Raw genomic sequence first — 20,505 nt, 5'->3', positions numbered from 1 at the left:
CGTTGCGGTGGGTGCGGCGCTAACGTCCGAAGACACGCTGACGACGCTGTGCGGTTTTTCGGACGTTGCGGTGGGTGCGGCGCTAACGTCCGAAGACACGCTGACGACGCTGTGCGGTTTTTCGGACGTTGCGGTGGGTGCGGCGCTAACGTCCGAAGGTCCGGAGACGAGGCCTCCGGTTTTCGGACGTTGGAGAGGGTCGTTGGTTAGGGGTGGGTGAGGATCTCGGGGCCGTTGGCGGTGATGGCGATGGTGTGTTCGGCGTGGACGCCGCGGGTGCCGTCGGCGGAGCGGAGGGTCCAGCCGTCGGGATCGATGACGTAGGTGTTGCCGGGGCCGGACCAGAACCAGGGTTCGATCGCGAAGGTGTGGCCCACCTGGAGTTTGAAGCCACGGCCGGGGCGGCCGCCGTTCGGGACGTGGGGTTCCTCGTGCATGCGGCGGCCGATGCCGTGACCGCCGAAGTCGAGGTTCGTGCCGACGCCGGCGTCCTTGCCGATCCGGCCGATCGCGGCCCCGACGTCACCGAGCCGGTGACCGGGGAGCGCGGCGGCGATCCCGGCGGCCAGGGCTCGCTCGGTGATCTCGATGAGCTCCAGGTCCTCCGGTCGCGGCGTACCGACACAGAAACTCGTTGCGGCGTCACCGCACCAGCCGTCGATCGAGGCGCCACAGTCGACGTTCAGGAGGTCACCATCGGCGAGCTTGAGGTCCGACGGAAGCCCGTGCAGCACTGCGTCATTGACCGACGTACAGATCACGCCGGAGAACGGGCTGGTCGCGAACCCAGGCTGGTAGCCCTCGAACAGTGACACGGCACCGGCTGCGCGGAGCACCTCACGCGCAACCTCGTCCAGCTCGCGCAGTGAGACCCCGACCGCGGCTTCCTTCTTCACAGCGGCCAATGCACTGCCGACGACCCGACCGGCCGCGCGCATCGCCTCAATCTCTGCCGGCTTCTTCAACTCAACCATTGCCCGCGTCCTCCATCTCTTGGCCCCGCAACGGTACCTGTAAGGGCACGATCTGGTTACTGCCCCAACTCGCAGGCGCGCCAGGCCGTCCGATGAGCGAAAGACACCGAATCTTGGGGGCTGTGATGGTGGTAGGACGGCGCGCGGTGCTGGGCGCACTGCTGGCCGGTGCGGGGGCGGCGGCGGTCGGCGGCTGCGCGGATATCGGCGCGGGCTCGCCCGGCGGTCCGAACAACGGAGGTGGCTCGGGGGAGCCGCCGTTGTCGGCCCCAGGCTCCGGTTCCGGCTCGGGTGACGCGGGGCAGCCGGACCGGATCTCGATCGTTGCCACCGGCGACGTTCTCCTGCACGAGCGGTTGTGGACAACGGCCCGCCGTGACGGCCACGGTGGTGCGTGGGACTTCGCTCCGTTGCTGGCCGGAGTGAAGCCGCACGTGCAGCAGGCCGATCTGGCGATCGCGCATCTCGAGACACCGCTCGCGCCGATGGGCGGGCCGTACAAGGGCTATCCGCTGTTCCAAGGCCCGCCGCAGATCGCGACCGCGCTCAAGCAGACTGGCTACGACCTGTGCACAACGGCCAGCAATCACAGCTTCGACGGTGGTGCGGCCGGGATCGACCGCACGCTGAACACCTTGGAGAAGGCCGGGTTGCGCACCGCGGGGACGGCGCGTGATCGCAAGGAGGCCGAGACGCCGACGATCATCGACGTTCGGGGGGTGAAGATCGCGTCGCTCTCGTACACGTTCGGCTTCAACGGTCTGCCGTATCCGAACGGCCAGACCTGGCGGGCCGGCAAGCTCGACGTGGCCGCGATCAGCCGGATGGCCAAGGAGGCTCGTGATCGCGGGGCCGAGATCGTCGTGGTCAGTTGCCACTGGGGGACCGAGTACTCGGCGAAGATCAACGACCAGCAGCGTGAACTCGCGCCGCAACTGCTTGCTGACAGCAACATTGATCTGGTGATCGGGCATCACGCTCACGTCGTTCAGCCGATGGAGCAGCACGACGGCAAGTGGGTTGCCTACGGGCACGGCAACCTGGTCGCGGCGCACCGGCAGCCGAACAGCACTCGCGCCGAAGGCCTATTGACTCGCTTCACCTTCCAGCGCAACGGCGACAAGTGGACCACCGCAGAGGCGGGCTACGCGCCGCTGCTGATGACCGACGTCTTGCCGGTCCGGGTTCTCGACGTACGGCGGGAGCTCGCGCAACCGGGGTTGACCGCGGCCAAGCGGAGTCGCCTGCAGTTGGCCCAGCGCCGTACGGACGAGACAGTGTTGTCACTGGGCGCATCGCCGAAAACCCTTTGAGGGCCAGCGCCTCGGCCCCTTAGTGTCGGTCCATGATTACGTACTTTGTGATGGTCCGTCGTGCCCGGCTCCGGGCAGGCGAGGGGTGCCTGGGGATGGCATCCGCTCGATAGCCGGTGGGCTCAACGAGTAGTGGACGCTGCCGGGGTCAGACCTGGCGAGCTGGTTCTCGACGTCGGTGCCGGGCTCGGTGCGTTGACCGCGCCGCTGGTGCAGGCCGGTGCGCGGGTGATTGCCGTCGAGCTGCATCCGGGGCGTGCCGATCGGTTGCGCCGGCGGTTCGCGGACAAGCCAGTGACGGTCGTTCGTGCCGATGCCGCTGACCTGCGGTTGCCGGCACGACCGTTCCGGGTGGTGTCGAGTCCGCCGTACACGCTGTCGACCGCGTTGCTGAAGCGCTTGCTGGCACCGGGTTCTCGGCTGGTGTCGGCGGATCTGGTGCTGCAGCGGCAGGTGGTCAACCGCTACGTCCGCGGCGAGGCGCCCGGCGCGCAGCGCTGGTGCCGCCACTACGAGCCGTCCCTCGGGCTACGCCTTCCCCGCAAGGCCTTTACCCCACCTCCGCATGTCGACTCCGCAGTCCTGGTACTGCGCAAACGCTGAAAAGGACAATGCCCCCGCGCGGTCAGAGGTGACTGTGCGGGGGCATCTGCGTTCGGTCAGCCGTGCCAGGAGTTCCAGAGCTTGGCGTACGAGCCCTGGCGTTCAACGAGCTCGTCATGCGTGCCGAGCTCGCTGATCCGCCCGTCTTCGACGACTGCGACTCGGTCGGCGTCGTGGGCGGTATAGAGCCGGTGGGCGATCGCGATCACCGTGCGGCCCTCGAGAACCGCAGCCAGCGAGCTCTCCAAGTGCCGGGCTGCGCGCGGGTCGATCAGGGAGGTCGCCTCGTCCAGGACCAGCGTGTGCGGATCGGCCAGGACGAGTCGAGCCAGCGCCAACTGCTGTGCCTGTGCGGGCGTCAGCGCGACCTGGCCGGAGCCGACTCGAGTGTCGAGCCCCTCCGGCAACGCCTCTGCCCACTCACGAGCATCGACGGCTGCGAGCGCGTCATACAGTTCGTTGTCGGTCGCAGTGGGGCGCGCCATCGACAGGTTGTCGCGCAGCGTGCCGACGAAGACGTGGTGTTCCTGGGTGACCAGTGCGACCTGTCTGCGTAGCTCGTCCAGCGGTAGCTCGGTCATCCCGACACCGCCGACTGTGACGGATCCGGTGCGTGGCGGATGGATGCCGGCCACGAGGCGACCCAACGTCGACTTGCCGGCGCCGGACGGACCGACCATCGCGATCCGCTCACCCGGTTGCACGGTCAGCTCCACACCATGCAGCACGTCGCGACCGTCGACGTACGAGAACCGCACGTCCTTCGCCTCGACCAGCTCGCCGTCCGGAACACGGCCGGACGGCGTCCGGTCATCCGGTACGTCGCTGATGCCGAGCAGCCTGGCGAAGGCGGCTCCGCCGGACTGCAGCTCGTCCACCCACTGGAGCAGGCGGTCGACGGGGTCGATCAGCTGGTTCACATACAGCACGCCGGCGGTCACTGCGCCGAGCGTGACGTGTCCGTTGAGGTGCAGCCAGCCGCCGAACAGCAGCGTGCCCACGATCGGCACGAGATACCCGACCTCGACCGCCGGGAACCACAGCGTCCGCAGACCCAGCGTGTACCGCTCGGCGAGATACGAACCGCGGGCGTCGTCATCGCCGCGGCGCACGCGATCGTCGTACCGGCGGAGTGCCTCGATCGTGCGGGCGCCCTCGACCGTCTCGGCCAGGGAGCTGGTCATCTGTGCGTACGCCGCGTTCTCGCGCAGGTAGCCGTCCTTCGCGCGGCGCAGGTACCACCGGGTGCTCAGCCAGAGCAACGGCACCATGGCAGCCAGCGGTAGCAGGATCCAGACGCCGACGAGCATGGTTGCCGTCAGTGAGAAGAGCAAGGTGACGATCGCGATGATCGTCTCCGGTACGGCGAAGCGCACCGTCCGGGACAGCGTGTCGACGTCTCGTGAGGTGCGGGACAGCAGGTCGCCGGTCCCGGCCCGCTCGACCGTGCCAATGGGCAGCGCCAGCGCGTTGTCGACGAAGTCTTCACGCAACTCCGCCAGGACCTGCTCGCCGAGCGCGAACGAGCGGTAGCGAGCCCAACGGGTGAGCAGCGACTGCACGACGACGAACGCCGCGATCAGCCCGATCACCAGATTGACGTTGGCTGCCGTCGTACCGCGCTGGACGTCCTGAACCAGGTCACCGATCAGGCGCGGCGCAGCGAGCCCGGACACCGCGGCGAACGCGTGCAGCACCAGAGCGATCAGCAGCGCGCGTGGGTGCTGGCGAACCAGGCGGCGGGCATGCCGACGGATCTCAGCACTGTCGGCCACCGGCAGGATCTGCCTCATCTGTGCACCTCTTCCTGCTCGGTCTGCCGGGTGACGGTCCGGCGGTACTGCGGCTCGCGGTCGAGCAGATCTCGATGCTTGCCCGTGGCAACTACTCGGCCGGCCGCGACGAAGATGACCTCATCGACCCGGTCGAGCAGCAGCGGGCTGGCGGTCAGTACGACGGTGCTGCGGCCGGCCCGGTGATCGCGGAGCCGGTCGGCGATCCGCGCCTCGGTATGCGCGTCGACGGCCGAGGTCGGCTCGACGAGCACCAGCACGGACGGGTCCATCAGCAGCGCACGGGTCAGCACCAGCCGCTGCCGCTGGCCGCCGGAGAACGACCGGCCCTTCTCCTCTACCTCGGAGTCGAGCCCGTCCGCGAGTGCCACCAGGACGTCGTCGGCAGAGGCCGTCCGGATCGCGGCGAGCAACTCCGCCTCGGTACGGCGGCCGGTCGGGTCGAGCTCGCTGCGGAGGATGCCGGTGAACAGTTGGGAGCCGGAGTCGCTGACCAGGATCCGCTCGCGCACATCGGCCCGGGTCGCGCTGGCCAGGGTCACTCCGCCGAAGCGGACCTCGCTGGCGACGTCGTACCGGCCGAGGCGGTCGGCGAGGTCGCCGTACACGTCGGGCTCGGCGGCGACGATCGCGGTCAGCAGGCCGTCCCGAGCGCGGACTCCGGAGACCGGGTCGACCAGGTCACCCCGCTCCGGCAGCCGGACGGCGTCGGCCGGATCGGTGATCTCCGGACGCAGCGACACCACGCGGATGACCCGGGCGCCCGCGACCAGACCGCGCATCAGTTGGTTGACGAACTCGGTCACCGTTCGCAGCGGCAGCACCAGGAACGTCGCATAGCCGTAGAACGCGACCAGCGAACCCGGGCTGAGGGCACCGCTCAGAGCGAAGTGGGCGCCGATGCCGACCACCAGCACCACGAAGGTGCCGGGGAGCAGAACCTGCATCGCGTCCAGCACGGACTGGATCCGGGCCACCCGGACACCGGCATGGCGGACCTCCTGCGACTCCCGCCGATACCGCTGGGAGAAGGAGTCCTCGCCGCCGATCCCGCGCAGCACCCGCAGCCCGGCCACGATGTCCGAACCCAGCGAGTTCAGCTCGCCGACCGCCTCGCGCTGAGCGGACTGCCGCCGGTGCAGCGGCCGCAGCATCGGGCCGAGGCAGAACAGCATCACGGGCACGCCGATGAGCACCACCAGACCGAGCACGGTCGACGTCGACAGCAGGATCGCCGCGACCACGGCGAACGCCACGATCGCGCCGGCGAACCGCGCCGCGACCTCCATCACGGTCCCGATCGAGGCCAGGTCGCTCGCACCGACGCTGACCACCTCGCCGGTCGCCAGGTGTTTGGGCAGCGTCGCACCGAGATCGGCGGACTTCCGCGTGATCACCTGGACCGTCCGGTACGCCGCCATCAGCCAGTTCGTCACCGCGAACCGGTGCCGCATGATCCCGGCCAGCGCCTGGACGACGCCGACCGCGAACAGCGCGGCGCCCCACTGCAGCAGCTTCGCGCCGTCCTTGGCCGCGATCCCCTCGTCGATCGCCTTCCCGAGGATCGCCGGGATGAACGCCTGGGACGCCATCCACAGCACCCCGAACGTCATCCCGCCCGCGAGCGTGCAGGCCTGTCCGCGCGCGACCCACCACAGGTAGCGGGCCGGCGAGCGGTCGTCGGCGATGCCGGGATCGGCAAGAGGGAGATTTCGCATGATTGCTTCAGGCTAGGCGGGCCCACCGACAAACCGCATATGAATTAATCGGGCACCATCGACCCATGAAACGAGGCTCGGCCTGGCTCGCCGCGTACACCGTGATCGCCGCTGTACACCTGGTCACGATCGCCGTCGGCGAACCGTGGTCCGAGGCGGTCACCAAGGTCCTGCTGATGCCGGCCCTGGCCGTCTGGGTGCGTCTGCACGGCGGACCGGTCGCGCTCCTGATCGGACTGGCCGCCTCACTGGTCGGCGACTTCCTGCTGCAGGTCGATCATCTGATTCCGGGTATGGCGGCGTTCGGCGTCGCACATGTCTGTTACGTGTGGCTGTTCATCCGCCGGTCCACGAGACGGTCGCTAGTGGTGGTCGCGGCGTACGGGGTGGTGTGGGTCGCCGTCCTGGCACTGCTCTGGCCAGGGCTGGGGGACGTCCGCGTTCCGGTGGTCCTCTACTCGCTGCTGCTGACGACGACCGCCGTGACGAGCGCGTGGAGTGGTTGGCGCTCCGGAATCGGCGGTGCGGTGTTCCTGATCTCCGATGCGCTCATCGGGCTCGGACTGGCCGGGCACGAGTTCGGTGCGCGGCCCTACCTGGTGATGGCGACGTACTGCGTTGCGCAGTACTTACTGGCGAGCAGTCTGGTTGCGGTAGGTCAGCCGGCGGAGCAGGACCTCGAACGGGCCGCGTAGATCGCGCCGACGCATCAGGTCGGCCAGGAAGACCGTGAGAGACCAGGTGGCGATGGCGAGGATGACTGACTGCCACAGAGTCATCGTGTGGCCCAGGTCGAGCAGGAACGGCGCGAACATGATGGTCCAGACAACGGACTGCGTCAGGTACGACGTCAGCGAGCGCTGGCCGGTCGCCTGGATCGCGGTGACGAGCGGAGTACGTCGTACTCGAAGCGACCAGAGTGCGATCAGAGCGGCGTACGCCGGACCGCCCGCGAAGCCGGTCAGGGCGTGCAGCCCGGCCACCGGGATGATGTTGGAGTCAGTCGCCGTCAGCAGACCTGAGGTGTAGAGAGCGAGCGGGACGCCACCGAGGAACGACAGCGGTACGCCGATCGCCACCATCCGGCGCAGCGTCTGCTCATGCTGTTCCGGCTGCTCGTACAGCTTGCGGCGTGCGGCCCAGATGCCGAACAGGAACGCACCGGCCGCACTGACCGCCAGGATCGGTGCACCGAACGAGATGGAGAAGGCACGGCCGGCCATGCCCAGGAGCGGGTTGTGCGCCGCCGACCAGGGGTACATCTCCGAATCCGGTGGGTTCGGAGTGGCCAGGAATGCGAAGGCCCAGGAACCGAGCAGAGCCAGTACGGCGCCGGTGACGAGCAGGCGCTGGTCACTCCAGCGGATCGCCGAGGCCAGGACGAGTGCGATCAGGCCGTAGGCGGTGAGGATGTCGCCGTAGTAGAGCAGCACGGCGTGCAGGACACCGATCAGTATCAGAGCCAGTGCGCGACGGCGGAGCAGCTTCTCGTCGCTGGACTGGCGGCGGGCGAGCTGCACCATGCCATAGCCGAAGAGAGTCGCGAACATCGTGTACGAGCGTCCGTCGACCAGAGTGGTCTCCAGGAACGCGACGACCCGGTCCGGCAGCGCACTGGGGATCGGCATCGAGCGGATGTCGCCGACGCCCGGCGGGTGCAGGAAACCGTGCGTGTTGGCCAGCGCGATGAACAACAGGAGAAGTCCGCGCGCCAGATCGGGTCCGAGGGCGCGGTCCTTGAGTGCGGTCGGGCCGGTCATGGCACAGAGCGTAGGCGTGGTTCGGTTCGGTGACCTTCACCTTGCGTTGGGCAACGAGTTCCCAGCGAGCCATGTGCGCCGCCTGTCCTGGAACCATGCTGGTGATCGCGCATCGGGGAGCGAGCGGGTACCGTCCGGAACACACGCCGGCGGCGTACCGCCTGGCCGCGGCCCAAGGGGCCGACTACCTGGAACCGGACCTGGTCGCCACGCTCGACGGCGTCCTGGTCTGCCGGCACGAGAACGAGATCTCCGGTACGACGGACGTCGCGGACCACCCGGTCTTCGCGGACCGGCGGATCACCAAGATCGTCGACGGCGAGGCCGTGACCGGCTGGTTCGTCGAGGACTTCACCTACGCCGAACTGCGGATGCTGCGGGCCCGCGAGCGGATGCCCGCCCTGCGCTCGGCCAACACGGCCTACGACTGCACCGAGGCGATCCCCACGTTCGACGACGTGGTCGCACTGGCCCGGCAGGAGTCTCAGCGCCTCGGCCGGCCGCTCGGGGTGATCCCCGAGATCAAGCACCCCACGTACTTCCGCCGCCTCGGTCTGCCCCTCGAGGAGCTGCTGACCGAGCGCATCCTCGCCCTGGGTCTGCGCGAGGACGAGATCATGATCCAGTCCTTCGAGCCGACCAGTCTGCGCCGGCTGGCCGTGATGACCCGGGTACCGCTGGTGCAGCTCGTCGACTCCGAGAGCTCGCCGTACGACTACCTCCGGGTCGGCGACGGCCGCACCTTCAGCGACATGCTCGACCCGGCCGGCCTGCGCGAGATCTCGACCTACGCGCAGATCCTGGCCCCGCACAAGGACCTGGTCATCCCGCGCACCTCCTCCGGTGCACTGGGCGAGCCCACCCGCCTGGTCGACCAGGCCCACCGCGCCGGCCTCGGCGTCCAAGCCTGGACCTTCCGCGCCGAACGCCGCTTCCTGCCGACCAACACGGACTTCCGCACCGAACTGTCCCGCTTCGCGTCCCTGGGCCTGCAAGGCATCTTCGCCGACCACCCCGACATCGCAGCGGCCACCCTCAAAGCCGCCTCACTACCTGGCTAGAGCTCCGCCTTCACTTCTCGAAGCACCTGCGCCGCGGTCTCCTCCAGTTCACGGTCAATGGCGCGTGACTGGTCGATGCCGAGGACGACTTGTGCCGACGTGGCCGGGCGCGTCCGGAGCAGCTCAATCCGCAAAGACGTCGGCGGGTGCGTGGAGTCGGTGCGAGTTCCATGCACCTGACTCACCCGCAGCCGGCGCTCGATCTCCCGGGCGGGCACTTCGGTCACTGCGCGCCGTACCGCCTCCAGTGGCGCGAGCTCGGTCGGGAACCGCAGCGCCCGGAGCAGTGCGTCGTACGAGGTGCCGGCCAGCAGCGTGCGCTGTAACGCGTGCACGGCAGCTTCAGAGCCGGCGATCTCACCTGAGCGGCGATCTGCGAGGTACTCATCGCGCTGACCGCTACGTAGCTCCAGGCGGTTGAGTACGGCGCTTAGGCCGCGCACTACCGCGCCCACTGTCGCATTGACCATCCGGCTGAACAGAGTCCCACCGCTGAGTTCCTCGGCACCCCACTCGCGGCGTGCCTGATCAAGGGGGCTCTCACTGAAGGTCTCTCGCAGTCCTTCAAGGACGCTGTGCGCGTTGCCGATCAGCCATCCACTTCGCGCATCACCGTGCCGGCCATGGCCGAACTCATGGGCCAGGATGGCAACTCGCTCCTGAGGATTCAGACCGATCCAGAGCGGCAGCCCGATGCCGATGATCGGGTTGAAGCGCCAACCGACCTGGTGGTACCAGACGTTGGCCTCACCGGTGACTGCCACGGCCACTGCGGGCCGGGCGCCGACGGCGGTGGCGACTTCGTCCAGTACGGCGAACAAGACAGGCGCCTGATCGCGGTGGACGAGTTGGTGGTCGTCGAGCTGGCCGGCCCGTGGCCGGAACACGAAGGCGACGGTCAGAGCGAGCAGCGCCAGGATGGCGCTGAACCAGAAGGGCCGGTAGAACACCAGTAGTGCAATGCCGGTCAGGAATGCGGTGAGCGGCAGCAGGAGGATCAGTACGGAGAGCAGGTTGGCGGCGACGCGAGCTGCGTCCCAGCCGGGGCGATGGATCGCTCCCTGCTCGAGTTCACGGTAGAGCGAGTCGACCAGCCGTTGCTCGACTCTCAGCCGCCAGGCGGGCGTCAGGTCGAGCAACGGCGTCGGGTCGACGTTCCAGTCGCATTTCTCGCACCAGGTCACGTAGCGCCGGTCGACACGGATCTGGTGTCCGCAGTCGGGGCAGCTGGTGATCTCGTCAGCACTCTGCACCCGCAGAGTGTGACAGGACGAGGGTCAGGCGGCCGGCGGCTTGGGGGCGTCGTCGTAGATGCGGGAGGCGATGTCGCCTTCGGGGGTCTTGTCCTGGTGGTTGGCGGATTCCTGGACGTGCTGCCAGACGGCCTTGCCGTCGCCCTCGGGGATCACGATCCACGCGATGGCGTAGCCGAGGATGGCGGTGCCACCGGTGATGATGGTGAGGCCGACGATGCCCAGGCGGACCAGGGTGACGTCGATGTTGAGGTACTCGGCGATACCGCCGGAGACGCCGGACAGCATCCGTTGGGAGCTGGAGCGACGCAGGACCTTGCCGGACAGGTTCGAGAACGGTGCGTTGGAGTTCGTCATGGCTCCACTCTCCCGTTCGGGGACCCTCCACCACATCAGGATCGGTACCGACTGAGCCCTGACCCGACCCCGGGGACCCCTGTCCACCACCCTGACTACTTTCGTGGAACCTCACGGGCGGGCCAGGCTGTCTTCACGGTGAGGGAGGATGCCGGATGGATGACTTCACCGAGTACGTGGCGGCGCGCTGGCAGGTGCTGGTGCGGTCCGCCGTGCTGCTGGGCTGCGCGCATGCCGAAGCGGAAGACCTGGTCCAGACGGTGCTGGAGCGGTGCCTGCTGAAGTGGAAGCGGGTCAGCGCGGTGGACGACCGGGACGCCTACGTGCACCGGATGCTGGTCAACAGCTTCATCTCTTCTCGCAGACGTCGCTGGCACGGTGAGAAGCCGTCGGCAGTCCTGCCGGAGCACCCCGACGACGACCAGACCGCAGGTGTCGACGACACCGACCTGATGACTCGTGCCCTCAACCGGCTGCCGACTGATCAACGGACAGCCGTCGTACTGCGCTACTACGCACACCTGACCGAACAGCAGATGGCCTCCGTGCTCGGCGTCGCCGCCGGCACCGTGAAGAGCCGTGTGTCGCGGGGCATGAAGGCCCTGGCTCAGGACCCACACCTGGCAGAACTGCGAGAGATCAAATGAACGAAGCACAACTGACCGAGCTCCTCGAGCGAGCCGGCGAGCAGACGGCCGTCAACCCACCTCCCATCGACGCCATGCGTGCAGGTGCGACCCGCCGCAGGCGCCGCCGTACATCAGTCTTCTCCGCAGCCGGTACGGCGCTCGCCGTGGCCGCCGCGATGACCACAACGACGGTACTGACGGACAAAGCAGCCCCTCCGGTCGACCGCCCGCCGGTAGCAACCCCAGTGCCGGAGGGCATGCGCCTGGTCGGACTGGGACACGTCGCGATCGCAGTGCCCAAGGCCTGGCCGGCGGACGTCGTGAGATGCGGTCTGCCGACGGTCGACACCGTCATCGTGAATCCGGAGTCAGAGATGTGCACCCTCCATGCAAGTCCACGGGTTGAGAGCGTGCGGATCCGGCGGCTGACGGACGAGCCTGCGCCAATCAATGCGGAGATCGGTGGTGTGCCCGTCGCGTGGACGTCGGCGACTTGTTACGGAGACCCGGCCTCTGTCGATGACTACACCTGTGGGGGTGCGGTGGAGTTCCCTTCGCTGGGCGTCGTGATCGGGGCGATTTCGTCCAAGAACGCCGAGACTGCCGAGCAGATGCTGAAGCAGATCCGGATCGTGAACGACCAGACCGGAGTTCCCGCCTTCCGCGTGTACGGATACGCAACCCGGACGGACTACACGAAATCGCTCACCTCGCTGGGCCTTCAAGTGCGGTACGAGACCAAGAGGGTCCCTCATACGGACAAGGGGTACGTCGTGGCGGTTTCGCCAGCGGTCGGCACGATGGTGCCCAACGGGTCCACGGTCACCGTGACGGTCGCCGGCTGAGAAATGTCGGTGGGGCTGCCTAGCGTGGGGGTATGGATGCGCAGGTGGTGCTGAAGGTGGTGCGGGCGCTGCCCGGGGCCGAGGAACACGAGGGCTGGGCCGGGCAGCCTGCTTTCAAGGTGCGCAAGAAGGGCTTTGCGTATCTGTCCGAGGACGAGACCCGGCTGATCGTGAAGGCCTTCCGTGAAGAGCAGGAGGCCCTCGTCGCCGAGAGTCCTGACGTCTACTCCCCCTCGTGGGAGAGCGGCCGCTTCGCCTGGGTGGACATCACCCTGGACGCGGCCGACGAGGAGGAGGTCGCTGAGCTCCTCACCGAGGCCTGGCGCCTCACCGCCCCGAAGTATCTGATCGCCCAACTGGACCACTGAGCCGCAGCGCCCGAAAACGGCTCGCTGCGGCGTAGTCGGCGGGCCATCCTGAGCAGGTGACCCTGGACGCAGACCTCACCGCAGCAGAGCGGGAGCGGGCGTTTGCTGAGCGGCTCGCCCAGCTGACGCCGTCCATTCCTCCGGACCGGGCGCCCGGCGTACGACCGCGCGCGGTCGTGTTCGGTGGCCAGCCGGCGGCAGGTAAGACGACGATGCAGCGGCTGGTCCACAGGGCGCTCGGCGCCGACCGAATCGCGTTGTACGACGGCGACGCGAGCCTGCTGGTCCATCCCCGGTACGACGCTCTCCGCCGCGCGCACGGGATCCAGGGGCTCGAGATGGTGGCCGACGCCTTGGAGACCGGCTCCAACGGCGGGCTCCATGAGGCCATCCTGGCGCACTTGTGCGCGGGCGACCCGCGGTACGACCTGTTGGCCAGCCACCCGCTCGCTCGGCAGAAGTGGGCGCGGAGGTGGGCCGGTGACTTCAGGGAGCTCGACTACCGGTCCAGCTTCGTCTACCTGATCGTCAACCACGCGGATAGCTCCATCGCACTCGCCGAGCGCCATCAGACGGCTCTGGACACTGGGGGAGACGGCGGCTGGTTCGACCCTGACCTGCACGACGAGTTCTACGCCGAGTTGCCCGATACAGCGCAGACGCTGGAGACAGAGGGCCTGATCGACGACATCTACCTCGTCGACCGCGGCGGCTGTGTCGTGTACGAGAACAGCCGGACCGTGGACGGCGCCTGGGCGCAACCGCCGCGAGTCAAGCAAGCCATTCTCGAAGAGCGTGCCCAGCCGCCTACGCCGAGGTCACACGACCACCTGATGCGAACCGCCGAGCTCGTCCTCAAGCGCCGGGGCCTGGCACCGAAGGTGCGGGAGACCGTGGAGCGCGCCGTACGCCGGGAGTCCGAGCGCCCAGAACCCCAGCCGAACAGCCGGGGTCGGGACATCGACCTCCGCCTGTCGGTTCTGGGCTGACTCGCGGTCGCTCGGCCGGACCTGGCTTGCACTCGTTTGGGTCGAGTGCTAATACTTGGTTAGCACTCCCCGGGCGAGAGTGATAACGCTCGCGCCCTGGGATCGCGTACTGAAGACGGCCCGATGAGGTGCCGGGAGCGGGGCGGGACATGAGCGCCACGACTCCGGTGCCGTCCGTCGCGGGCATCTGGCCGGCTGATCCACCAAAGTCTCGACGCGGGAGGACTCGCGGAGAATGCCCAAGCTTATTGCTTTCAACGAAGAGGCGCGCCGTGGCCTCGAGCGGGGTATGAACACCCTCGCCGATGCCGTGAAGGTGACGCTCGGCCCGAAGGGCCGCAACGTCGTCCTGGAGAAGAAGTGGGGCGCCCCCACCATCACCAACGACGGTGTCTCGATCGCCAAGGAGATCGAGCTCGAGGACCCGTACGAGAAGATCGGGGCCGAGCTCGTCAAGGAGGTCGCGAAGAAGACCGACGACGTCGCGGGTGACGGCACCACCACGGCCACCGTGCTGGCTCAGGCGCTCGTGCGCGAGGGTCTGCGCAACGTGGCCGCCGGCGCCAACCCGATGGGCCTGAAGAAGGGGATCGAGAAGGCGGTCGAGGCCATCAGCGAGCAGCTGCTGGCACTGGCCAAGCCGGTCGAGACCCGCGAGCAGATCGCGGCGACGGCGTCCATCTCGGCCGCCGACACCCAGGTCGGCTCGATCATCGCCGAGGCGATGGACAAGGTCGGCAAGGAAGGCGTCATCACCGTCGAGGAGAGCAACACCTTCGGCCTCGAGCTCGAGCTCACCGAGGGTATGCGCTTCGACAAGGGCTACATCTCGCCCTACTTCGTGACCGACACCGAGCGGATGGAAGCGGTCCTCGACGACCCCTACATCCTGATCGTGAACAGCAAGATCTCGAGCATCAAGGACCTGGTCCCGGTGCTGGAGAAGGTCATGCAGACCGGCAAGCCGCTGGCCATCATCGCCGAGGACATCGAGGGCGAGGCGCTGGCGACCCTGGTCGTCAACAAGATCAAGGGCACCTTCAAGGCCGTCGCCGTCAAGGCGCCGGGCTTCGGTGACCGCCGCAAGGCCATGCTCGTCGACATCGCCGTCCTGACCGGCGGTGAGGTCATCTCCGAGGAGGTCGGCCTCAAGCTCGACACCGTCGACCTGGAGCTGCTCGGCCAGGCCCGCAAGATCGTCGTCACCAAGGACGAGACGACCATCGTCGAGGGCGAGGGCGACGCGGACCAGATCGGTGGCCGGGTCAACCAGATCCGCGCCGAGATCGAGAAGTCCGACTCCGACTACGACCGCGAGAAGCTGCAGGAGCGCCTGGCCAAGCTGGCCGGCGGCGTTGCGGTCATCAAGGTCGGCGCGGCCACCGAGGTCGAGCTGAAGGAGCGCAAGCACCGCATCGAGGACGCCGTTCGCAACGCGAAGGCTGCCGTCGAAGAGGGCATCGTCGCCGGTGGTGGCGTCGCGCTGCTGCAGGCCTCGGTTCTCGCCTTCGAGAAGCTGGAGCTCGACGGTGACGAGGCCACCGGTGCAGCGATCGTGCTGTCCGCGGTCGAGGCTCCGTTGAAGCAGATCGCCTTCAACGCCGGCCTCGAGGGCGGCGTTGTGGTGGAGAAGGTTCGCAACCTCGAGCCGGGTCACGGTCTGAACGCCGCGACCGGTGAGTACGTCGACCTGATCGCCACCGGCATCATCGACCCGGCCAAGGTGACGCGCTCGGCGCTGCAGAACGCAGCCTCGATCGCGGCCCTGTTCCTCACCACCGAGGCCGTCATCGCCGACAAGCCGGAGAAGGCTTCGGCCGCTCCGGGTGGCGCGCCCGACATGGGCGGCATGGACTTCTGATCCGCTGAAGTTCAGCAATACCCCAGCAGTACAAGGCGGTCCCGGGCTGATGGCCCGGGACCGCTTTCTGCTGTCTAGGAGATGACCTTGCAGAACGACGCGTAGTGGTCGCCGGTGTAGTACACGGACTGCGGGTTGGTGACCGGGGAGCCGCCGCCGATCAGCCGGCGCGCGCCGCGGTCGGAAGAGCCCGGGGTCTTGACGGTGTACTCGTGGTAGTAGCCGGTCGACTGGCTCGGCAGGATGCCTTCCCGGTTCTGGAAGACGGTGCCGTCCTGGCTGTACGGGAACGGCCCACCGGAGTGGATGAGCCGGAGGGTGTCCGAGGCCTGCGACGGCAGTGAGCTCAGTGCGCAGTTCGAGACAGCGGTCGGGGCGGCGTAGGCCGCAGCGGGGGCGACGGTGGTCGCGACGGCGAGGGTGAGGGCGGTGATGAGGGATCTCATGGCCGGAGGTTTCCCGCCCCGAGCAACCACTGCACATCCCAGATATGAATAACAGTTGGACTATGACCTCCTCGGCCCCCTAGAGTCTGCCGCGGCGAGAACGCCACGAGCGGAAGGAGCGACCGATGATCACCCTGTTTGGTATTCCGGCGCGACCTGCCCGCCATCACAGCTCGCACTGAGCGGAGCGGCGCGCCTCCTGTTGGAGGACCTGTGAGTATTCGCAACACCGTCGAGGCCGACCTCGGCACCATCCGCACGCTGATCGAGCAGCAGCCGACGGTCAACACCGTCACGCTCGAGCGCTACAACGAGTACCTCGAGATCGGGTACTACCGGCACGACTGGAGCTGGGTCGTCGAGGAGGACGGCGCGATCCAGGCGCTCGTCATCTGGTGGGGAAGCTTCGACCAGGACCAGCCGTACAGCATCGACGGCCTGTACTTCGTCGGCGACGGCGACCCGGTCCCGACCTGGACGGCCTTGATCAAGCATGTCCTGCAAGCCAGGCCGGCCGAGGCCGAGCAGCCCGAGTACCACCTCTTCCTGGCCGGCGACTGGGAGTCCGATCCGGCCGTGGTCGCGGCCGTCGAACCGCGCATGCAGGCGGCCGCGGCGGCCGGGCTGACCGAGGTCACGGACCGCCTGCGGTACGAGTGGGAGCCGTCGTACGGGCTGCCGCCGCGATCGACGCGGCTGCACTTCGAGCCGGCGGACGACGAGGCCTTCGTCACCATGTTCATGAGGATCAGCGAAGGCAGTCTGGATGCGGCGACCGCCCGCGATGTGGCCCGGCTCGGCGCCGAGGCCGCCGCTCGGGAGGAGGTCGAGGCCTACCAGACGATACTGAAGGGCGATCGCGGTTGGTGGCGCTTCGGGTACGACGCCGAGGGCAGGCTGATCGGGTTCGGGATCCCGTCGGCCAACAACGGCGGTCCGGTGGTCGGGTATCTCGGCGTACTGCCCGAGCATCGTGGCCACGGGTACATCGACGACCTGCTCGCCGAGATCACCCATCAGCTGGCCGAGACCGGGGCCGAGCAGATCCGGGCGGACACCGATTTCGGCAACGTGCCGATGGCGAAGGCCTTCGAGCGCGGCGGTTACCGAAACTTCGCCGTACGCCGGGTTCTGTCCTTCCCGCCGGCGTGAGCCAGCCCTATGCTCCCTGACATGTCAGGGAGTTTCCGGTGCGAGATCTCGCACTGATTCTGCACCTGGTGGCCGGGGTCCTGGGCGTCCTGCTCGGGATCCCGGCCATCGTGGTGACGCTGCGCCGCCGTCGGCTGAACTGGGTCGGCGAGGCCTATCACTGGGCGATCGCCGTGGTCTGCCTGGCGGCCCTCGTGATGGTCCCCTACGACTGGAAGCGGCTCTGGTTCTTCTGGCCCGTCGCCGTCGCGACCTACCTGTTCGTCTACCTGGGTCAGCGCTCCGCCGAGTCTCCCGGCGGTCTCTGGTACCGCGGCGTCCTGCGCGGGTACGGCGGTGCCTGGATCGCCCTCTGGACGGCGATCGTGATCACCACCGTCCCGGACCACCCGTGGACGTGGCTGATCCCGATCGTGATCGGATCCACGCTCATCGAATGGCTGTGCTTGAGACCCGCCAGTCGTGCCCTGGCGGAGCGGGCGGAAGAACAGTTGTAGGCTAGCGTCTCTACTGACACGATTGTTTCAGTTGGGGGTGGCGGGATGAGTTTCGGGTTGACCGGACGCACGGCGCTGGTGACGGGCTCGGTGCGTGGGCTGGGGCTGGAGATGGCACGCGGCCTCGGTACGGCGGGGGCCCGGGTGATGCTCAATGGACGCGATGCCGAGGCGTTGAACCAGACGGTCGCTCGGCTCCGCGACGACGGGCTGGACGCCGCGGCCGCTGCCTTCGACGTGACCGACCTGGAGGCCGCCCGTGATGGGCTCGCCGCGATTGGCCCGGTCGACATCCTGGTCAACAACGTCGGACAGCGTGATCGCCGCGGGTTCGACGTACTGGAGCCGGCTGATCTGAGCCGGCTGCTCGACGTCCACCTCACCGCGGCGTACGCGTTGAGCCGCCAGGTCGCTCAACAGTTGGTGCAGGCCGATCGGCCCGGGCGGATCATCAACGTGTCGTCGGTGATGGGCCAGCTCGGCCGGGTCGGCGACGTCGCCTATCCCGTCGCGAAGGCGGGCCTGGACGGCCTGACCAGAGCGCTCGCGGCGGACCTCGGGCGGCACTGCATCACGGTTAACTCAGTGGCGCCGGGCACCTTCGCCACGGAGGTGAATGCCGACCTCGCGCAAGACCCGAAATGGACCCAGTGGCTGCAGACCAGGACTGCGCTCGGCCGTTGGGGCCGGCCGGAAGAGATCGCCGGCGCGGTCGTGTTCCTGGCCAGCGACTCGGCCTCCTTCGTGACCGGCCAAACCATCGCAGTCGACGGCGGCATGACAGCCACCTTTTGATGGACTGGCCAGACGTGATTTGCCGACTCTAAGTCCAGGTTAGCTGGATAACCTGGACTTAGAGCAAGATTAGTCCAGGTTATCCAGCCATCTGCTTACGCCTGGCCGGCTTGTTCTTCGGGGGTGGCTTTGCGGAGGACGAGGCGGGTCCAGGCGCCGACGTAGATGCGGTCGTCGGCGTCGAGCTCCTGGCGCTGGCCCGGCGGGATGGGGGTCTCGGGCAGGGGGCCGGCGGCGGGGGCGACGTAGGTGCCGTTGGCGGACTGCAGGTCCTCGACCCACCAGCGCTGGCCGTCTGTCGTTAGCTGCGCCTGGCGGCGGCTCACACCGGAGTCGTCGCCACAGTCGACCTCGGGGGAGATGCCGCGGCTGCGGGAGGGCCGTCCGACCAGTGCGCTCTTCTCGGTCACTGGGATCACCACAGGCAGGCCGGGTGACGGACAGGGGTCGTCACTCTGCTGTACGGCGTACCAGTCGGGGTCTACCCAGCGTTCGACTACCCACTCGGCCACTACGGGCGACGGTGCGGGCGGTGCGGTTGGGGGAGTGGCGGAGAGGTCGAGAGACGAGGCTGCGCGCGGCATGGTGCCGGTGGTGAAGTCGTAGCCGCAGCTCTCGCAGAACAGCGCGTCCGCGGCCGCCGACTCCGAGCAGTTCGGGCACGTCTGCGTGGCGACCGCCGGACCGGGCGCTGCGACCGCGGGGGCCGGCGGCGCTACCGGTGTCGCGGCAGCGCCGATCGGTAGGCCGCAGACGTCGCAGTAGTCGGTCGAGACGGACGGGTGTCCGCTCGGACAGTTCACTGTGCTCATTTCTTCACCCGGGTGGTCTTGGTGGAGGCCGTGTCGAGTGCCATCTCGTCGGCCTTCTCGACGGTCCGCTTCAACCGGACGGTACCCGTGTCCTGGTCATCGATGTCGACCACCTTGCGCAGGCGCGTGGTGGCCTCCTCGTTGCCGGTCTGAGCGGCCAGCTGGACCGCACGGCCCAGCTTGGTGGTCGCCGTCGCCGTGTCACCGGCAGCCTTCGCAGCCAGGCCGTCCTGGATCGCCTCGGCCAGCTCGGTCTGTCCGGTGTAGTGCGCGACCTCAGGGCTGATCCGCGTGGTCAGTGCCTCGTCGGACGACCACAGCGCCTTCACCAGACCCTGTGCCACGACGTTGTCCCCGATGGTCAACTGGACCCGAGCTGCGAGCTGCTCCTGGCCGATTCCCTTCGCAGCCAGCCGGATCGACACGTGGTAGTCGCGGGACTCGTCACCCCACGAGCCAGTCGGGTAGGAACCGGTCAGCGGGTTGATCGCCGTACGGCGTGAGGTCAGGTCCTCGACGGTCGGGGCGACCTGGCGGACGAACAGCACCTCGGCACCCTGCGGCGCCCAGACCCGCAGGTCCGCCTGGGCGACACCACGGCTCATCGCGTTCTGGATCAGCTTGGAGAACTCGGCTGCGAGCTGGTTCGGGGCCGGGATGATGTCCACAGTGCCGAGCAGCGCCTGGGCGATCCGCCGTACCTCGTCGACCTGCCAGGCCACGCCGACACCGCGGGTGTCGCACTGGAACTGGCCGGTGACGGCCTGGATCGCCTGGGTAAGTGCCTCCGGCGTCTCGTGCTGGTTCTCGCCGTCCGTCAGCAGGATTGCGTGCTTCTGCGACAGCGACGGCACAGTGGCGAAGACGCGGCCAGCCAGCCGCAGCCAGGTGCCCATCGCGGTGCCACCGTCGGCGTAGAAGCGGGCCACGGCGTCCTTGGCCGCCTGCCGGGTGTACGGGTCCATCTTGACCATCACCGGCTCCGCGGACGGCGGGAAGGCCAGCTGGGCGCGGTCGTTACCGGAGATCACCGCGAACCAGACCCCGTCGAGGATCTGGTCGAGAGCGGTCTGCGCGGCGAACGCAGCAGCCTGGACGCCTTCGCGGCCCATCGAGCCGGAGGTGTCGACGATGATGATCTCGCCCGCGTCACCGCTACCGGACTGGCCAGCCGCACCGGCACCGGAGCAGGTCACGGTGACGATCGCGTGCACGTCGGTACCGCCGTCAGGCAGGAACTCGTTCTGGTAAACAGCGGCGGTGAAGTCTGCCATCTCGG

21 protein-coding genes are annotated in these 20,505 nt (G+C 68.2%); 12 read left to right on the top strand and 9 right to left on the bottom strand.

Translation table 11 applies throughout. The features are described 5' to 3' along the window. Positions 1 to 206: 206 nt before the first annotated feature. Positions 207 to 974, bottom strand: a complete 768-nt coding sequence (gene map / locus ACFVWG_RS31415; protein WP_391547066.1) for a type I methionyl aminopeptidase — start codon at positions 972 to 974, stop codon at positions 207 to 209. A gap of 125 nt (positions 975 to 1,099) precedes the next feature. Between map and ACFVWG_RS31410 the strand changes: the two genes are divergently transcribed. Then, complete coding sequence (locus tag ACFVWG_RS31410; protein ID WP_391547065.1) at positions 1,100 to 2,287, top strand: CapA family protein; 1,188 nt, start codon at positions 1,100 to 1,102, stop codon at positions 2,285 to 2,287. A gap of 60 nt (positions 2,288 to 2,347) precedes the next feature. After that, complete coding sequence (locus ACFVWG_RS31405; protein ID WP_391547064.1) at positions 2,348 to 2,890, top strand: rRNA adenine N-6-methyltransferase family protein; 543 nt, start codon at positions 2,348 to 2,350, stop codon at positions 2,888 to 2,890. A gap of 56 nt (positions 2,891 to 2,946) precedes the next feature. Here ACFVWG_RS31405 and ACFVWG_RS31400 read toward each other — a convergent pair whose 3' ends face one another. Both ACFVWG_RS31400 and ACFVWG_RS31395 read right to left on the bottom strand, forming a co-directional pair. Beyond that, a complete protein-coding gene (locus tag ACFVWG_RS31400; protein ID WP_391547063.1) occupies positions 2,947 to 4,683 on the bottom strand; it encodes an ABC transporter ATP-binding protein in 1,737 nt (578 codons plus the stop codon). Beyond that, complete coding sequence (locus tag ACFVWG_RS31395; protein WP_391547062.1) at positions 4,680 to 6,401, bottom strand: ABC transporter ATP-binding protein; 1,722 nt, start codon at positions 6,399 to 6,401, stop codon at positions 4,680 to 4,682. Before ACFVWG_RS31395 ends, ACFVWG_RS31400 begins: the two co-directional genes overlap by 4 nt. Positions 6,402 to 6,466: 65 nt before the next feature. Here ACFVWG_RS31395 and ACFVWG_RS31390 point away from each other — a divergent pair, with 65 nt between their 5' ends. Further along, a complete protein-coding gene (locus tag ACFVWG_RS31390; protein WP_391547061.1) occupies positions 6,467 to 7,096 on the top strand; it encodes a lysoplasmalogenase in 630 nt (209 codons plus the stop codon). On the opposite strand, the gene ACFVWG_RS31385 is transcribed toward ACFVWG_RS31390, so the two are convergent. Beyond that, a complete protein-coding gene (locus ACFVWG_RS31385) occupies positions 7,031 to 8,161 on the bottom strand; it encodes a DUF418 domain-containing protein (RefSeq protein ID WP_391547060.1) in 1,131 nt (376 codons plus the stop codon). The genes ACFVWG_RS31390 and ACFVWG_RS31385 overlap by 66 nt on opposite strands. Before the next feature lie 95 nt (positions 8,162 to 8,256). Between ACFVWG_RS31385 and ACFVWG_RS31380 the strand changes: the two genes are divergently transcribed. Beyond that, on the top strand, positions 8,257 to 9,222 hold the full coding sequence (locus tag ACFVWG_RS31380) for a glycerophosphodiester phosphodiesterase family protein (RefSeq protein WP_391547059.1): 966 nt from the start codon (positions 8,257 to 8,259) through the stop codon (positions 9,220 to 9,222). Here the strand turns inward: ACFVWG_RS31380 and ACFVWG_RS31375 are convergent. Together ACFVWG_RS31375 and ACFVWG_RS31370 are read right to left on the bottom strand one after the other, a co-directional pair. Continuing rightward, on the bottom strand, positions 9,219 to 10,475 hold the full coding sequence (locus ACFVWG_RS31375; protein WP_391547058.1) for a M48 family metalloprotease: 1,257 nt from the start codon (positions 10,473 to 10,475) through the stop codon (positions 9,219 to 9,221). The two genes, ACFVWG_RS31380 and ACFVWG_RS31375, sit on opposite strands and share 4 nt — an antisense overlap. 24 nt (positions 10,476 to 10,499) lie before the next feature. Continuing rightward, positions 10,500 to 10,832, bottom strand: coding sequence for a PspC domain-containing protein (locus tag ACFVWG_RS31370; protein WP_391547057.1), 333 nt, complete (start codon positions 10,830 to 10,832; stop codon positions 10,500 to 10,502). Positions 10,833 to 10,987: 155 nt separating this feature from the next. On the opposite strand from ACFVWG_RS31370, the gene ACFVWG_RS31365 reads away from it, so the two are divergent. The 5 genes from ACFVWG_RS31365 to groL all read left to right on the top strand — a co-directional run bounded on the left by ACFVWG_RS31365 (position 10,988) and on the right by groL (position 15,524). Continuing rightward, a complete protein-coding gene (locus ACFVWG_RS31365; RefSeq protein ID WP_391547056.1) occupies positions 10,988 to 11,479 on the top strand; it encodes a SigE family RNA polymerase sigma factor in 492 nt (163 codons plus the stop codon). Then, positions 11,476 to 12,306, top strand: coding sequence for a PASTA domain-containing protein (locus tag ACFVWG_RS31360; protein WP_391547055.1), 831 nt, complete (start codon positions 11,476 to 11,478; stop codon positions 12,304 to 12,306). The genes ACFVWG_RS31365 and ACFVWG_RS31360 overlap by 4 nt, the downstream gene beginning before the upstream one ends. 32 nt (positions 12,307 to 12,338) lie before the next feature. Then, positions 12,339 to 12,674 (top strand): MmcQ/YjbR family DNA-binding protein, encoded by a 336-nt coding sequence (locus ACFVWG_RS31355; protein ID WP_391547054.1) that lies wholly within the window; start codon positions 12,339 to 12,341, stop codon positions 12,672 to 12,674. A 56-nt stretch (positions 12,675 to 12,730) separates the two neighbouring features. Then, entirely contained in the window at positions 12,731 to 13,663 is a 933-nt protein-coding gene (locus ACFVWG_RS31350; protein WP_391547053.1) for a zeta toxin family protein, read from the top strand. Between the two features lie 235 nt (positions 13,664 to 13,898). Continuing rightward, entirely contained in the window at positions 13,899 to 15,524 is a 1,626-nt protein-coding gene (groL, locus tag ACFVWG_RS31345) for a chaperonin GroEL (protein WP_391547052.1), read from the top strand. Positions 15,525 to 15,598: 74 nt separating this feature from the next. Here groL and ACFVWG_RS31340 read toward each other — a convergent pair whose 3' ends face one another. Further along, complete coding sequence (locus ACFVWG_RS31340) at positions 15,599 to 15,970, bottom strand: ribonuclease domain-containing protein (RefSeq protein WP_391547051.1); 372 nt, start codon at positions 15,968 to 15,970, stop codon at positions 15,599 to 15,601. Positions 15,971 to 16,183: 213 nt separating this feature from the next. On the opposite strand from ACFVWG_RS31340, the gene ACFVWG_RS31335 reads away from it, so the two are divergent. From ACFVWG_RS31335 to ACFVWG_RS31325, 3 genes are read left to right on the top strand one after another with little or no spacing between them, the layout of a single operon-like run. Continuing rightward, a complete protein-coding gene (locus ACFVWG_RS31335; protein WP_391547050.1) occupies positions 16,184 to 17,122 on the top strand; it encodes a GNAT family N-acetyltransferase in 939 nt (312 codons plus the stop codon). Between the two features lie 38 nt (positions 17,123 to 17,160). Next, positions 17,161 to 17,619 carry a hypothetical protein gene (locus ACFVWG_RS31330; RefSeq protein WP_391547049.1) on the top strand — a complete coding sequence of 153 codons (459 nt, stop codon included), beginning with the start codon at positions 17,161 to 17,163 and terminating at the stop codon, positions 17,617 to 17,619. 45 nt (positions 17,620 to 17,664) lie between these two features. Continuing rightward, the gene (locus ACFVWG_RS31325; RefSeq protein WP_391547048.1) at positions 17,665 to 18,414 is read left to right on the top strand and encodes an SDR family oxidoreductase; all 750 of its coding nucleotides are present in this window, start codon (positions 17,665 to 17,667) and stop codon (positions 18,412 to 18,414) included. Between the two features lie 95 nt (positions 18,415 to 18,509). Here the strand turns inward: ACFVWG_RS31325 and ACFVWG_RS31320 are convergent, their stop codons facing one another. Together ACFVWG_RS31320 and ACFVWG_RS31315 are read right to left on the bottom strand one after the other, a co-directional pair. Next, on the bottom strand, positions 18,510 to 19,226 hold the full coding sequence (locus tag ACFVWG_RS31320; protein ID WP_391547047.1) for an FHA domain-containing protein: 717 nt from the start codon (positions 19,224 to 19,226) through the stop codon (positions 18,510 to 18,512). Continuing rightward, complete coding sequence (locus ACFVWG_RS31315; protein ID WP_391547046.1) at positions 19,223 to 20,500, bottom strand: VWA domain-containing protein; 1,278 nt, start codon at positions 20,498 to 20,500, stop codon at positions 19,223 to 19,225. The genes ACFVWG_RS31320 and ACFVWG_RS31315 overlap by 4 nt, the downstream gene beginning before the upstream one ends. Positions 20,501 to 20,505 lie beyond the last annotated feature (5 nt).

Source organism: Kribbella sp. NPDC058245, from assembly GCF_042882005.1.
GTDB lineage: Bacteria > Actinomycetota > Actinomycetes > Propionibacteriales > Kribbellaceae > Kribbella.
Note: the sequence above shows the minus strand (reverse complement) of the source record. Positions and strands in the feature narration are given on the sequence as shown.